This window comes from Rhodoligotrophos appendicifer, assembly GCF_007474605.1.
Classification (GTDB): domain Bacteria; phylum Pseudomonadota; class Alphaproteobacteria; order Rhizobiales; family Im1; genus Rhodoligotrophos; species Rhodoligotrophos appendicifer.
Genome location: NZ_VHKL01000008.1, coordinates 25,935 through 40,675 on the forward strand (window position 1 = coordinate 25,935; position 14,741 = coordinate 40,675).

The window sequence follows — 14,741 nt, forward strand, 5'->3', positions numbered from 1 at the left end:
TCGGACCAAATCAAGGAAGCGCTCAAAAACTTACCCTTGTACACAGCCGAAACGGATTTCATGATGACGTGACTGGAGCGATTTGGGTAGGCAACAGCAGAAGCAGTGCGACCAGACGAGGGGGGTCCGCTCTATCAATCCTCGAAGGGATCCGTCATTAAAATCGTGTCGTCGCGCTCGGGGCTCGTCGACAGCAGCGCCACGGGACACTCGATCAGCTCCTCGATGTGGCGCACATATTTCACGGCCTGGGCCGGCAGATCGGCCCAGCTGCGCGCGCCTTGCGTCGATTGCGACCACCCCTCCACGGTCTCGTAGATCGGCTCGACCCTCGCCTGCGCGGCCTCGCTTGCCGGGAGGTGATCGATGCGCTTGCCGTCCAGACGATAGCCCACACACAGTTTCAGCTCCTCGAAGCCGTCGAGCACATCCAGCTTGGTGAGCGCAATGCCGTTGATGCCGCTGGTCTTCACGGTCTGGCGGACAAGGGCGGCATCGAACCAGCCACAGCGCCGCTTACGGCCGGTCACGGTGCCGAATTCATGGCCGCGCTCGCCCAGGCGCTGGCCGACTTCGTTCAGCTGCTCGGTCGGAAAAGGTCCAGCCCCGACCCGCGTCGTGTAGGCCTTCACGATTCCCAGCACATAGCCGATGGCCCCCGGTCCCAGCCCCGAGCCGGTCGCTGCCTGACCGGCGACGACATTGGACGAGGTCACATAGGGGTAGGTGCCGTGATCGATATCGAGCAGAGCACCCTGTGCACCCTCGAACAGGATGCGGCTGCCGGCGCGGCGATGCTCGTCGAGGAGCATCCAGACCGAATCGGCATAGGGCAGAACCTTCGGTGCCACCGCGCAGAGTTCGTCGTGCAGGGCCTGGGGATCAACCTCCGGCGCGCCCAGGCCGCGACGCAGGGCGTTGTGGTGGCTCAGCAACCGCGCAATCTTGCCCTCGAGTTCCTCGACACGCTCGAGATCCATGACCCGGATGGCGCGACGCCCGACCTTGTCTTCATAGGCGGGACCAATGCCCCGTCGCGTCGTGCCGATGGCGCCCTTACCTGCCGCCTCCTCGCGGATGCCATCAAGCTCGCTGTGCAGCGGCAGAATGAGCACGGCGTTCTCGGCGACGCGCAGATTGTCCCGGGAGATCTCGACCCCCTGCCCCCGCAGCCGCTCGATTTCACCGCACAGGGCCCAGGGGTCGACCACCACCCCATTGCCGATCACCGAGAGCTTTCCCGGCCGCACAATGCCCGAGGGCAGCAGCGACAGCTTGAAGACCTTGCCGTCGATGACCAGCGTATGGCCGGCATTGTGGCCACCCTGGAAGCGCACCACGACATCGGCGCGCTCCGAGAGCCAGTCCACGATCTTGCCCTTGCCTTCGTCGCCCCATTGGGCGCCGACCACGACCACATTGGCCATCAAAACATTCCTTCAAACGTCTCTGCAAACGGCGCCGTCTATAGCGCGGATCGTCAGGCATCCCAAGCGATGATGTCGGGTGACGGGCCGAGCATGTCGCTCCCGCCATTGCCGTGGCACCCCGATCTGCGATCATCGCCTCGTCACGGCAGGGGAGTCGCATGGGCAAGCAACCGAATATCGTCCTGATCATGCTCGATCAGCTCGCACCGCAATCGCTCCCGATGTATGGCCACGGGCTCGTCAAGACGCCGCATCTGTCCGCATTGGCGGCGACGGGCGTCGTCTTCGACAATTTCTACTGCAACTCGGCCCTGTGCGGCCCGTCGCGCTTTTCGATGATGACGGGGCAGAGGAATTCGCGCATCGGCGCCTTCGACAATGCCTCAGACTTCCCCGCAGCGATCCCGACCTTCGCCCATTATCTGCGGCTGGCGGGTTATCGGACATGTCTGGCCGGCAAGATGCATTTCGTCGGCCCCGACCAGCTGCACGGGTTCGAGGATCGGGTCACGACGGACGTCTATCCCGGCGATTACGGCTGGACGCCCACCTGGGATGACCCCGAGCGCGTCCATTGGTGGTTCCACAACATGCTCTCCGTCACCGAGGCGGGCCCCTATGACCGGACATTGGAGATGGATTACGACGAGGAGGTCGCCTGGCAAGGTTCGCGGTGGCTCTATGATGCGGCGCGGTCGAAGGACGAGCGACCCTTCATGCTGACCGTCTCCTACATGCATCCGCACGACCCCTATCTGGCTCCCCGGCCCTTCTGGGACTGGTACCGGTCGGAGGATATCGACATGCCGCGGGTCGCCGCCCTTCCGCTCGAGCAGCGCGACCCGTTCTCGCAACGCATGTGGCAGCTGTATGATCGCGGCGAATACGAAGTGACGGACGCGCATATTCGGGCCGCCCGGCATGGCTACTACGCCATGACCTCCTATGCAGACGACCTGGTGGGGCGCATCACGCGCACCCTCAAGGATCTCAGCCTCACCGACAATACGGTCGTGATGGTCGTTGCCGATCACGGCGACATGCTCGGGGAGCGGGGGCTCTGGTTCAAGATGGTGTTCTATGAGCGTTCGATCCGGGTCCCGCTGATCATGAACTGGCCCGGAACGCTCACAGCTGGGCGCGTCAAGGAGAACGCCTCGCTGGTCGATCTGCTCCCCACCCTCATGGACATTGCCGGCCCCGAAGCGCCTCCGCTGGCCGCACCCGTGGACGGCTCCAGCCTTCTGCCCCTTGCCCAAGGCTCCTCTGCGGGCTGGCCGGATACTGTCTATGGGGAGTATTTTGCCGAGGGGACGACGGAGCCCGTGTTCATGATCAAACGCGGCACCTTCAAGTTCGTGACCGCCGCGGGTGATCCTCCCCAGCTCTTCGATACCGAGGCCGACCCGGACGAGCTCGTGAACCTGGCGGATGACCCTGCGCATACCCGCCTTGCCGCCGAATTCGCAGCGGCGGCTGATGCACGCTGGGACTCGCGCGCCTTGCGAAGCCAGGTCGTCGCCAGCCAACAGGCCCGCCTTCTGGTGCAGGATGCGCTGCTGACCGGCAAGGTCACGCCGTGGGATTTCCAGCCCCTCTTCGATGCGACGAAACAGTACAATCGCAATTACGGGGGAGAGCTTTACGACACGGATCGGAGGGCCAGGATCCCCTATCGCGAGGAGCCGCCAAAAACCCGCAGGCGGTAAGCCACATACGCCACGAATTTGTCGTGTTCACAGCGCTTATCACTCTCACAATCACGGTGCGGTGATTTATTTTCGGAGATAGCTTTCATGCGTGCGCATAGATTTCTCGGCCTTGGCGCCGTGCTCGTCCCCCTTGCCCTTCTCAGTTCCCCCGCAAGCGCTGCGGGCGTGAAGGTCGGCGTCCTGACCTGCACCGTCGCCAGCGGCACCGGCTTCATCCTCGGATCGGACAAGGCGGTCTCCTGCAATTTTGTCGGCAACGGCCGCAAGGAACGCTATCGCGGCTCCTTCAAAAAATTCGGCATCGATATCGGGACGACCAAGAAGGCCTATGTGAAATGGGTCGTCTTCGCGCCGCGCACGAAATTCGGCCGCGGAGCCTTGGCCGGGACCTATGCAGGCATCACAGGAGAAGCCACGGTCGGTGGCGGCGTCGGCGCTAACGCGCTTGTGGGCGGAGGCAACCGGTCGTTCACGCTGCAGCCTTTCAGTGCATCGATCCAGACCGGCGCCAATGTCGCTCTCGGGGTGGGCGCGCTCGAATTGCGCTATGTGAGATAGGCTCCCACGACACCCTCGTCCTTCGTCCTTCGAGAGGCTGCCTCTCGAAGGATCACCCCTGGAGCCCCGCCCTTCAGAACGCCAGTGGCTTTGCCTGGCGGACATGCGGCAGGGCGGAGACCTTCGCCAGCACCTCCGAGGGCATGGCCTCGTCGATCTCCACCAGGGCGATGGCATCTTGTCCGGGCGCCTGGCGTCCGAGATGGAAGGTGGCGATATTGATGCCCGAGGTGCCGAGCAGAGTCCCCAAGGCCCCGATAAAGCCCGGCTTGTCCTCGTTCGTCACATAGAGCATGTGGGCACCGAGCTCGGCTTCCATGTTGATGCCCTTGATCTGGATGATGCGCGGCTTGCCGTCGGAGAAGACCGTTCCCGCCACTGAGCGCTCCTGCCGAGCGGTCGTCACGGTCAGCCGGATGTAATTGTCATAGGCTCCACGCTTCGATTGGCGCACCTCGTCGACGGCGATACCGCGCTCACGGGCGATCACCGGTGCATTGACCATGTTCACGTCCGACAGCATCGGCCGGAACAGTCCGGCAAGGAGCGCGCTGGTCAGGGCGCGGATGTTCATCTCGGCGACGGTGCCCGCATATTCGATGCGAACTCCCTGCAGACTGCTCTCCGTCAACTGACCCGCAAACAGGCCCAGCTGCTCCGCCAGTCTGACGAAGGGGGTGAGTCGCGGGGCCTCCTCCGCGGTGATCGAGGGCATGTTCACTGCATTGGAGACCGCGCCCTGCAGGAGATAGTCAGACATCTGCTCGGCGACCTGGATGGCGACGTTCTCCTGCGCCTCCGCCGTAGAGGCACCCAGATGCGGCGTGCAGACGACATTGGGCATGCCGAAGAGCGCGTTTTCCGTCGCGGGCTCAGTCTCGAAGACATCAAGGGCTGCACCCGCCACATGGCCGCTGTCGAGTGCGGCCTTCAAGTCAGCCTCGACGACTAGGCCACCGCGGGCACAGTTGATGATGCGGACTCCTTTGCGCGTCTTGGCCAGAGCTGCCGCATCGATGAGATTACGGGTCTTGTCGGTCAGCGGCGTGTGCAGGGTGATGACATCGGCCCGTCGCAGCAGGTCGTCGAGCTCGACCTTCTCGACGCCGAGGCTTAGGGCGCGCTCCTCGGAGAGGAAGGGATCGTAGGCAACGACCCGCATACGCAGGCCGATGCCCCGGTCCGCGACGATGGAGCCGATGTTGCCGCAGCCGATCACACCCAGGGTCTTGCCTGTGAGCTCGACGCCCATGAAGCGCGACTTCTCCCATTTTCCGGCCTGGGTCGACGCATTCGCCTCCGGGATCTGGCGCGCGAGGGCCATCATGAGCGAAATGGCATGCTCGGCGGTGGTGATGGCGTTGCCATGGGGGGTGTTCATGACGATCACACCCTTGGCGGTTGCGGCGGGCACGTCGATATTGTCGACGCCGATCCCGGCGCGGCCGATCACCTTCAGCTTCGTTGCGGCTTCGATCACCTTGACCGTGGCTTTCGTCGCTGAGCGGACGGCCAGTCCGTCGTAGTCGCCGATGATCGCCATCAACTGGTCGCGATCGAGACCGGTCTTCACGTCGACTTCAATTCCACGCTCGCGGAAGATCTCCACGGCACGGTCGGACAGTTTGTCCGCAATGAGAACACGAGGGGCCATGTCAGCCTCCTTTGAATGGGAACAGGGATATCGGATGTTCAGGCGGCTCGGCGCGCAGCGGTGACCGTGGCATAGGCCCAGTCCAGCCAGGGCAGAAGATCCTGGAGGTCGGCGCGCTCCACAGTCGCTCCGCACCAGATCCGCAGTCCGGGCGGTGCATCGCGATAGGCACCGATGTCGAAGGCCGCTCCCTCCTTGTCGAGAGTGGAGGCGATCGCCTTCGTGATCGCAGCCTGATCCTCCGTCGAGAGCCCTGCCGCAGCCTTGTCGGAGAGACGCAGGCAAACGGAGGTGTTGGAGCGAATCGCCTCGCTTTCAGGCAGGAAGTCGATCCAATCGGTCGCCGCGACCCAATCGGCAATGGTCTTGGCGTTGGCATCGGCACGAGCGATGAGCGCTTCGAGCCCGCCCAGCCGCTTTGCCCAGTCGAGGGCTGCGATGTAATCCTCCACGCAGAGCATCGACGGCGTGTTGATGGTCTCGCCCTCGAAGATGCCGGCAATCAGCTTGCCCCCCTTCGTCATACGGAAGACCTTGGGCACCGGCCATGCAGGCGTATATGTCTCGAGTCGTTCGACCGCACGGGGGCTCAGGATGAGCATGCCATGGGCCGCTTCGCCTCCCAGGACCTTCTGCCAGGAGAAGGTCACCACATCGAGCTTTTCGAAATCCAGAGGCTGTGCGAAGGCCGCAGAGGTGGCGTCACAGATGGTCAGTCCAGCACGGTCCGCCGGGATCCAGTTCGCATCGGGCACACGAACGCCCGAAGTCGTGCCATTCCAGGTGAAGACGACATCACGGTTGAAATCGACCTCGGCCAGGTCAGGCAATTGGCCGTAAGGCGCCTTCAGGACTCGCGCCTCAGCAAGCTTCAGTTGCTTGACCACGTCGGTCACCCAGCCCTCGCCAAAGCTCTCCCAAGCAAGAAGATCCACACCGCGGGCGCCAAGCATCGTCCAGAGGGCCATCTCGACGGCGCCGGTATCCGAGGCCGGAACGATGCCGATCAGATGCGAGTCGGGCACCTGCAGCACTTCGCGCGTGAGGTCGATCGCTCGCTTCAGCCGCGCCTTGCCATCCTTGGCTCGGTGCGACCTTCCTAGAAACGCTTCGTTGAGGAGAGTGGGGGTCCAGCCCGGAATCTTCGCACAGGGGCCGGAAGAAAACAGCGGATTTGCCGGCCGCCGAGCCGGTTTCTTCATGTCCATCATCTGCAGCTACCCTTTCAGACAGCAGCCCCTCGGTGGGGAGGGGTGTCCCACCGCCGTCTTTAAGGAAAACCTCAGAAGCTCGCAAGAGTTATGTCGGAGTTCATTTCATGGAAAAGTAGACCGGGGGAAGAACGTGCCCCCTGGATCAGCACAAAATTGGCACAGAGCTTTTCCTTGCCGCTCCGCTCTTGTTCTCATGGGAGTGGGGCATGAGCGGGTTCAGGGCGCGGCTGATGGCGCTCCAGGCCCCCAAGGTGCTCTCGTTTTTCAAAGAGGTCGGATCGGGACCTGTAATGTCGTGCGGCGGTTTAAGTTCCAATGCCACAGGATTTGACTGATCAGCGCCAGGAACACGATACTACCGCCAATCATTGTCCGGGTGGCTGGCACCTCCGCATGGATTAACCAGACCCAGATCGGGCCAAACACCGGCTCCAGGGTCGAGATCAGCGCCGCCAATGCCGATGGGATCAGCCGCGCGCCGGTGGCGAACAGTGCCATGCCGAGACCCAGGTTTAAGGCTCCAACAGGAACAGGAGACCGAAATCGACGGCACTGACGATCAGCCCGGATGAGAAGATCACGCCCACCACGGTGCTGACGATCACGCCGAGGCAGACAGCTGGCGTCATCCGCACGCTGGAAAACCGCCGCGTGATCACTGTTGCGGAGGAAAAGGCGACGGCAATCAGGAGAGCCAGCCCGTCGCCAATGAACGAGACATCGGCAGCAAAGGAATCGGACACCATCACGGCTATTCCAGCGATGACCGCCAGAATCGCCGCCCAGGTGATCCTGTCCACTCCCTCGCGCAGAAAAATCACACCAAGCAGGGCTGCGATCAGCGGTGCGCCGGCTTGCATCAGGAGAATGTTGGCGACGCTGGTGTAACCGAGCGCCACCACAAAGGAGATAGAGGCGATGGCGAAGCAAAGCGCCACACCGAATGGTGCGAAACAGCCGCATGGTCCCGGCGGCGCCGTCGCGCCACAGCATGAATCCCAGCAGGAAAACTGAGGCAAAGAAGGATCGCCACGCCACAGTCGTCCAAGGGTCTGAGACCTCAAGCCCGCGCGCGATGGCTCCCCCAAAACTCCAGACCAGTGCTGCGCCGAAGACCAGCAGCAGCCCCTGCCTGGCCGCAGCAGCCCGTTGCGGGGCGGAGGCAGGTATTGTGGCTTGGATTGCGGTTTCCGGTGGGATGGGAGATCCATACTCAGGGCAGATGATTTCGCTCAAACTAGGGGCTATTCGCCCCTAAAAGCTAGGCCTTTAACCTCACCGCCGCGGCGTCTAGCTCATCTCGATTGTTTCCCACCTCAGCAATCAGCTTTTCGGCCTGCTCGGTGGTTAGACCGTGCTTTTCAGCGAAGTATCGGACCTCGTAGGCTTCTTCACCAGCCACCCTGCTACGGTCCTGCTGTCCTCGCTTGCTCTTGTCGTCGTCAGCCATGCAAACTTCTCCTGTTAATCTTTGCCTCACGTTCTGAAGGCAGAATTCCACTAGGGGACTGGAAGTTCCGGCAGCATTGCAGATGGCACGGCGTAGAGGAAACTCGAGAGTCGGCCCGCCGGCGCGCGTTGAGCTTTCCCTTCGACCCTTGTCCAGCAGCCTTTGTTGCTTTTGAGGACTCTGGGTTGGATATGGACTGGATGTATATTTAGCTCGTCAACTAATCCATTGGTGGCGAGCACCTTGTCACAGCTTACAATTCGACCAGGAGCGAGGTCTTGTGCGGCTGACGCTGTCGGGTCCCGTCAGAAACAGTGAACCACTTTCGCCGGTTCAACCCGGCGGCCTAACACGGTTCTCCGCTGCAGTGCTGAGCCTGAGATAGGCGAGCCACTCTTCTGTAACTGCCGTCAAGGCAGCCCCACGGCTTTCACGGCACAGGAGGCGGCGGCGGCGACAAGCAGCGTTGATGCGGCCAACCGGATGACGAGTTGACGACGCAGGGCGACGGCTCGGGCGAGGGGTCGGGAGAATGTCAGGGCGACGATGACATGCCAGCCTAATTTGGGAAGCGCGAACATCATGGCAAGAATCGCCATTCCCTCCATGCTGCTCCTCTGCTCAAGATGAGGTCCGGTGAATGTCGCCGCCATGAAAGCTGCCGTCATGGGATCTGAAACAGCGATCAGCAACCCGGCCGAAACCAGCGAAACCGCTGGGAGAACAAGGTCACGGCCGCTGTCGACTTCCACGGGAGAAGATCGTGCAATCCGGTAGGCGGCCCATAACAGCGCAAGTGACGCTACGACATAGAGAGTCGTCGGGGAGAGCATAGTGGCCGCGTGAGCGGTTACCATGGCCACCAGGAGCGCCAGGCAGAAGGTGCCAAGGCAGATGCCAAAGACCATTGGCATTGCTGCCCTGAAACCGCGCATCGATGACATGCAGCCGATTGCCAGCATGATGGGTCCAGGCGTGAGAACATAGAGCAAGTAGGCCAGGAAGATCGGGAAGGATCCAAGAGTAGAAAACTCCAGAGCGCTCGACATAACAGACCCCCGTGCGGCACGCTGACAAAGCGGAAGCAGGGTCTGCCGAAGCTCAGGATCTGTAAGTGGTAATAGTCACAGTCGGACGGTTGCTGCAGCAGTGCATTGGTGGCTTGAATGCTGGATTGGCAGGATGCGCAACGATCTGCGCGCGTGGGCTGTGGATGTGTGGTGGCGTGCTTCAGAGTTTGAGATGACCTCGTCCCTCAGCCCAAGGTCAGTCGGGTCTTGAGCCGCGGCGTCATCCAGTTGAGAAACACACGCAGCTTGAGTGGCAGCGGCTTTCGCGGCGCGTAAATGATATGCACTGGAAGAGGCTCCGGTTCGAACTCTTCCAGCACGACAGCGAGTTCTCCGGCGCGCTTCGCAGCGGCCATCTTGTAAGACATGACCCGAGCCAATCCGGCGCCCTCGATCGCTGCTAGAACCGCTGCTTCGGAAGTATTTACACACAACCGCGAGCTGATGGGCGCTGTTATGGTGCGTCTGCCCCGTACAAATTTCCAGGCTGAAGGGATCATGTGATCATCGATGGCGATGCAATGATGATTTGCCAGATCGCTGAGCTGCTTCGGCTCGCCATGGGCCTTCAGGTATGAGGGACTCGCGCAAACGACGACACGGATCGAGCCAATACGAGTGGCGATCATGGTGCTGTCCGAGAGGGGGCCGACCCGTATGGCGACGTCGATGTTCTCCTCCGTCGTATTGACGATCCGATCGGTCAACATGAGCCGCAACGAAATATCTGGATAGGCTTCGAGGAATTCGACTGTAAGCGGCAGCAAATGCGTATGCCCGAGGCCCCAAGGCGTGGTCACCGCCAGCCCCCCTTTGGGAACTCGGTACTCGCCAGATACCTCCCTTTCCGCGTCATCAACTTGCTCAATAATGCGCCTGCAGGCGTCGATGTAGGAGCGTCCGGCATCGGTCAACGTCATCCGCCGCGAGGTGCGTTGAAAAAGTTGGGCTCCTAGGCGTGCCTCGAGCTCCGCGACCTTCCGGCTGACGGTCGCGACAGGCGAATTTAGACGACGCGATGCGGCCGAGATGCTGCCGCTCTCGGTCACGGCGATGATCACCGACATCGCCTCTAGGCGGTCCATCTGCGTCCTGCCTTTCCAAATCTCGGGAAGTTGCCTCTCGATTGTACCGCCTGTCAGGTTCCACTTCAACGCGGTACGAATGTGTCGGCCGGAGGTTCTGCATGACTTATCCAAACAACAGCCCGCGAGACGACTGGGCTATGCCTCGCCGCAGCAGGATGGTCCGCAGTCTTGTCGCGACTTCGGAATTAGCGGCACTGCCGATAGACACATCGGCTGCTAACGCTCATCCACCAGAAAAGTCAGCGACGAGCGTCTCCATTTCACAAAAGGCTTCAGCCGCCGTTCCGACGAGAACGGTTCGCTCGCACCATTAAGGCCCCGCACAAATGAACACAGTCACGACGAAGGACGGCGTTGAGATCTATTACAAGGACTGGGGATCGGGCCAGCCAATCGTCTTCAGCCACGGGTGGCCGCTTTCGTCGGATGCATTCGAAGATCAGATGTTTTTCCTCGCCTCCCGTGGCTACCGCTGCATTGCGCATGACCGGCGTGGGCATGGGCGCTCAAGCCAGCCGTGGCACGGAAACGACCTCGACACCTATGCGGATGACCTTGCCGAACTGACTGCTGCGCTCGATCTCAAAGACGCGATCCACATCGGTCATTCCACCGGCGGCGGAGAAGTGGCGCGATATGTCGGCCGGCACGGCACCGAACGCGTCGCCAAGGCCGCACTGATTGGCGCGATTCCGCCGGTCATGATCAAGTCCGCAAAGAATCCAGGCGGCACTCCAATGGAGGCCTTCGACAAACTTCGTGCTGCCGTTGTGGCGGATCGTTCGCAGTTCTGGATGGACCTCAGCCTTCCCTTCTACGGCTACAATCGCCCCGGCGCGATAGTCTCGGAGGGAGTCCGCCAGTCGTTCTGGCTGCAGAGCATGATGGCTGGCCTCCCCGCCTCCTACTTCTGCATCAAGGCCTTCTCTGAAACCGACCTCACCGAAGACCTTAAACGCTTCGATGTCCCAACCCTCGTCCTGCATGGGGATGACGACCAGATCGTCCCAATCGCCGCCTCGGCTCTTCTTTCGCACAGGATTATCAAGGACGCGAAACTCGTCGTCTACGAGGGCGCGCCGCACGGAATGTGCACCACTCTCAAGGACCGGGTGAATGACGAGCTGCTCGCATTTATCAAATCTTGACAAGCCTACAGTCGGCGCCATTCGCGCCGGGCGAACCGTCGCATGGCGGCCCGTAGGATAACGATCGCCGGGCGCTGGCCGGCAAGGAGCAGATCATGACGTTGAATTCGAGGACTGCCGCTCTGGCGTTCGCATCCGTTCTTCTCTCGTCGACGACGGCGCCGATGTCATTTGGCCTGAACCCCGCATACTCTGCCGAACAAGTAGCTCCGCCGACCATCCATTACCGCACCGCGAGGGTCCAGGGTGTCAACATTTTCTACCGCGAAGCTGGCCCCGCCGATGGGCCAGTTGTTCTGCTGCTGCACGGCTTCCCGACATCGTCGCACATGTTTCGCAACCTCATACCCTTGCTTGCAGACCGGTACCATGTGATCGCTCCAGACTATCCAGGGTTCGGCCTGAGCAGTGCGCCCGATCACAAGCAATTCGAGTACACGTTCGGCCACTACGCTGACTTGATGGAGGGCCTACTCAGTCAGCTCAAGGTGGAAAACTATGCGATGTACGTCATGGATTACGGTGCACCTGTCGGCTACAGGCTGGCGCTCAAGCACCCTGAGCGGGTGACTGGTCTGATTATTCAAAATGGCAATGCCTATGAGGAAGGCCTCAAGCAGTTCTGGGATCCGATCAAGGCCTATTGGGCGGACGGATCGGATGCTCACCGTGAGGCCTTAAGTTTCCTCGTCGCTCCGGAGACCACGAAGTTTCAATACACTGACGGCGTGTCCGACTTGTCGCGCATCGATCCAGACAATTGGTCTCATGACCAGGCCTTGCTCGATCGCCCGGGCAACAAGGACATCCAGCTTGACCTCTTTCACGACTACGGCACCAACGTCCCGCTTTATCCCGACTTCCAGGCATTCTTCCGCGAACGGAAGCCGCCGACGCTGATCGTGTGGGGCAAGAACGATAAGATCTTTCCGGCTGATGGGGCCAGTCCCTATCTGCGCGACCTCCCGGAAGCAGAGCTGCATCTCATCGATACGGGACATTTCGCGCTCGAGGACAAGCTCGACGAGATGGCGCCGCTGATCCGCAACTTCCTGGATCGCAAGGTGGCGACCACACCGAAGAGCAAAAGTTGAGACTTGCTGAGATGCCACGTCACGGCACCTTCTTAAAACACCGCATATTTACGCGAGCCCAAGGATCAAACCAGTGCCAAATCCACGCCGACATATTCTGTCACGTCGCGGCTTCTGTCTCTGCTGCGTAGGCGCCTCGGCTGTTGCTGCCACGGGGGGATGGCTCAGCCCGCGCGAAGCGTATGCAGAAGCACGTGGACTGGTCAGCCTGATCAAAGACAGCGCAGCAAAGTCACCGATCACCGTGCACAAACTCCGCAACAACATCAGCGTGTTCGAGGGGTCCGGGGGCAATGTTGCGGTATTGACCGGGCCGGACGGCAAGCTGCTTGTGGATGCCGGGATCAGCGTTTCGAAGCCACAGATGACAATGAGGCTGGAGGAGATTTCAGCCGAGCCAGTAACCCACCTGATTAATACGCACTGGCATTTCGACCATGCGGACGGAAATTCCTGGCTGGGCCCGGATGGGGCGAAGATCATCGGGCAGAACAACACGCGAAAGTATCTTTCGCAGGTCCAGCGCGTGGAGGAATGGGACTACAATTTCCTGCCTCTCGCGGCTGACAGTCTCCCGAGCGAAGTCTTCGAAGATGACCTTGAACTGAAGCTCAATGGCGCCTCCATCTCGCTGAAATATTACGGTCCTGCCCACACCGACAGCGACATCTCCGTCACCTTCTCCGAGGCGGATGTCGTCCACGTGGCGGATACATTCTGGAACGGCGTCTACCCCTTCATCGACTATTCGACGGGCGGCAGCATCGACGGAATGATCGCTGCATCGGATGCCAACCTGGCTGCGACGACCGACAAGACGATCATCATTCCCGGGCACGGTCAACCGGTCAGCAATCGCAGGGAGCTTCAGGAGTTCCGCGACATGCTTGTTTCGATCAGGCACAGTGTCGCCGAGCTGAAGCGGGAGGGCCGCACCCGCGACGAGACCGTTGCAGCGAAACCCACGGCCGCGTTCGATGCCAAGTTCGGCAACTTCGTCATCGACCCGGCCTTCTTCACCAGACTGGTTTACGAGGGCGTGTGATGGCTCGGCTCAACGGAAAAGTTGCGGTCATCACCGGTGCCACCAGCGGCATCGGACTGGCCATGGCTAAACGTTTTGCCAGGGAAGGCGCGCGCGTCTTCTTGACTGGTCGCCGAGCAAAGGAGCTGGACGCAGCGGTCCTTGAGGTTGGCCATGGCGCACGAGGTGTTCGAGGGGATGTCGCCGACATGGCCGATCTCGACCGCCTGTTTGCGGTTGTAAAGGATGAAGCCGGGGCCATCGACGTTCTCGTGGCGAACGCAGGCGGCGGTGAATTTGCCGCTCTTGGTGATATTACAGAAGAGCACTTCGACAAAACGTTCCGGACCAATGTGAAGGGAACCCTCTTCACGGTCCAGAAGGCGCTGCCGCTGATGACTCGCGATTCCTCGATCATCCTTGTCGGTTCGACGGCGGGCACGATGGGGACGCCGAACTTCAGCGTCTATAGCGCCTCCAAAGCCGCGATCCGGAACTTTGCCCGGAGCTGGATCCTCGATCTAAGCGGCAGAGGGATATGAATAAATGTCCTTTCTCCGGGAGCAACGTCGACCCCCGGCTGGCATGGCCTTGCCGCCTCTCCATCAGAGCGTGACGAGATGATGCGCTTTGTTTCGACGACGACGCCGCTGGGTCGACTTGCCAACCCAGAGGAAACTGCTAGCGCGGCGCTTTTTCTTGCGTCGAGCGAAAGCAGTTTCGTTACCGGAAGCGAGTTGTTCGTCGATGGCGGCTCGGCACAAATCTAGGTCGGCCGCACTTCTCAAACGAAGGATGTCACGATGACACTCTTTTTCAAGGATCTGATCGCCGTGGCAGCAAGCGTTGTTATGACCACCGGGGTTTCTGCACAGTCCGCGAAAGAGGTCGTGGGCCCGTCACCGCTCGTCGCCATTGAAAACGAGCCTGCCCCAAAACTTTATGTTGACCCGCCATTGTCCGAGCCCCTGTCGCGTGGCCTCGTCTTCATTCAGTACCGCACGGAGAATCTGCGTGTGGTACCGGTCTTCGGGAAAGGCGCCCTCGACGTTTCGCCGCGCATCGGCCATGTCCACATCACCGTTGATGACGCGCCCTGGCATTTCGTCGATGCCAGTGGAGAGACGATCATCGTGGTCGGGCTGCAGCCTGGTCAGCATAAGGTACTGGTCGAGCTTGCCGACCCGACCCATCATGTCATTGACAGCAAGACTGTGCATTTCGAAGTTCCGGTCCGGCCTTGATCTTAATCGAGGAGGTGGGTGCTGTGGATATGGATCTTGTCACTCGTCGGCAGTT

At 61.0% G+C, this 14,741-nt stretch carries 12 protein-coding genes and 2 pseudogenes; 7 read left to right on the forward strand and 7 right to left on the reverse strand.

What is annotated here, in order from left to right:
• Nucleotides 1–134: 134 nt before the first annotated feature.
• Nucleotides 135–1,427, reverse strand: coding sequence for an adenylosuccinate synthase (locus tag FKM97_RS17630; protein WP_144293760.1), 1,293 nt, complete (start codon nt 1,425–1,427; stop codon nt 135–137).
• Between the two features lie 161 nt (nt 1,428–1,588).
• On the opposite strand from FKM97_RS17630, the gene betC reads away from it, so the two are divergent.
• Together betC and FKM97_RS17640 are read left to right on the forward strand one after the other, a co-directional pair.
• A complete protein-coding gene (gene betC / locus FKM97_RS17635) occupies nt 1,589–3,139 on the forward strand; it encodes a choline-sulfatase (RefSeq protein WP_144293761.1) in 1,551 nt (516 codons plus the stop codon).
• An 87-nt stretch (nt 3,140–3,226) separates the two neighbouring features.
• Entirely contained in the window at nt 3,227–3,700 is a 474-nt protein-coding gene (locus FKM97_RS17640) for a DUF992 domain-containing protein (RefSeq protein WP_144293762.1), read from the forward strand.
• Between the two features lie 73 nt (nt 3,701–3,773).
• On the opposite strand, the gene serA is transcribed toward FKM97_RS17640, so the two are convergent.
• From serA to FKM97_RS17670, 6 genes and pseudogenes are all read right to left on the reverse strand, one after another.
• Nucleotides 3,774–5,354: a phosphoglycerate dehydrogenase gene (gene serA / locus FKM97_RS17645; protein ID WP_144293763.1), complete on the reverse strand. Its 1,581-nt coding sequence runs from the start codon at nt 5,352–5,354 to the stop codon at nt 3,774–3,776.
• A gap of 38 nt (nt 5,355–5,392) precedes the next feature.
• On the reverse strand, nt 5,393–6,565 hold the full coding sequence (locus FKM97_RS17650) for a phosphoserine transaminase (RefSeq protein WP_144293764.1): 1,173 nt from the start codon (nt 6,563–6,565) through the stop codon (nt 5,393–5,395).
• Nucleotides 6,566–6,832: 267 nt separating this feature from the next.
• Nucleotides 6,833–7,738 (reverse strand): annotated as a pseudogene (locus FKM97_RS17655) (DMT family transporter).
• A gap of 91 nt (nt 7,739–7,829) precedes the next feature.
• The gene (locus FKM97_RS17660) at nt 7,830–8,018 is read right to left on the reverse strand and encodes a DUF3606 domain-containing protein (RefSeq protein WP_144293765.1); all 189 of its coding nucleotides are present in this window, start codon (nt 8,016–8,018) and stop codon (nt 7,830–7,832) included.
• 410 nt (nt 8,019–8,428) lie between these two features.
• On the reverse strand, nt 8,429–9,067 hold the full coding sequence (locus FKM97_RS17665; RefSeq protein WP_144293766.1) for a LysE family translocator: 639 nt from the start codon (nt 9,065–9,067) through the stop codon (nt 8,429–8,431).
• 206 nt (nt 9,068–9,273) lie between these two features.
• Nucleotides 9,274–10,173 (reverse strand): LysR family transcriptional regulator, encoded by a 900-nt coding sequence (locus FKM97_RS17670; RefSeq protein ID WP_144293767.1) that lies wholly within the window; start codon nt 10,171–10,173, stop codon nt 9,274–9,276.
• Between the two features lie 329 nt (nt 10,174–10,502).
• Here FKM97_RS17670 and FKM97_RS17675 point away from each other — a divergent pair, with 329 nt between their 5' ends.
• The 5 genes and pseudogenes from FKM97_RS17675 (at nt 10,503) to FKM97_RS17695 (ending at nt 14,686) form a co-directional block, all read left to right on the forward strand.
• Complete coding sequence (locus FKM97_RS17675) at nt 10,503–11,324, forward strand: alpha/beta fold hydrolase (RefSeq protein ID WP_144293768.1); 822 nt, start codon at nt 10,503–10,505, stop codon at nt 11,322–11,324.
• A 164-nt stretch (nt 11,325–11,488) separates the two neighbouring features.
• Entirely contained in the window at nt 11,489–12,418 is a 930-nt protein-coding gene (locus FKM97_RS17680) for an alpha/beta fold hydrolase (protein ID WP_144294010.1), read from the forward strand.
• A 73-nt stretch (nt 12,419–12,491) separates the two neighbouring features.
• Nucleotides 12,492–13,463 carry an MBL fold metallo-hydrolase gene (locus FKM97_RS17685; protein ID WP_144293769.1) on the forward strand — a complete coding sequence of 324 codons (972 nt, stop codon included), beginning with the start codon at nt 12,492–12,494 and terminating at the stop codon, nt 13,461–13,463.
• Nucleotides 13,463–14,212, forward strand: a pseudogene (locus FKM97_RS17690) (SDR family NAD(P)-dependent oxidoreductase). Before FKM97_RS17685 ends, FKM97_RS17690 begins: the two are co-directional and overlap by 1 nt.
• A gap of 33 nt (nt 14,213–14,245) precedes the next feature.
• The gene (locus tag FKM97_RS17695) at nt 14,246–14,686 is read left to right on the forward strand and encodes a DUF6130 family protein (protein ID WP_144293770.1); all 441 of its coding nucleotides are present in this window, start codon (nt 14,246–14,248) and stop codon (nt 14,684–14,686) included.
• The last annotated feature ends 55 nt before the right edge of the window (nt 14,687–14,741 follow it).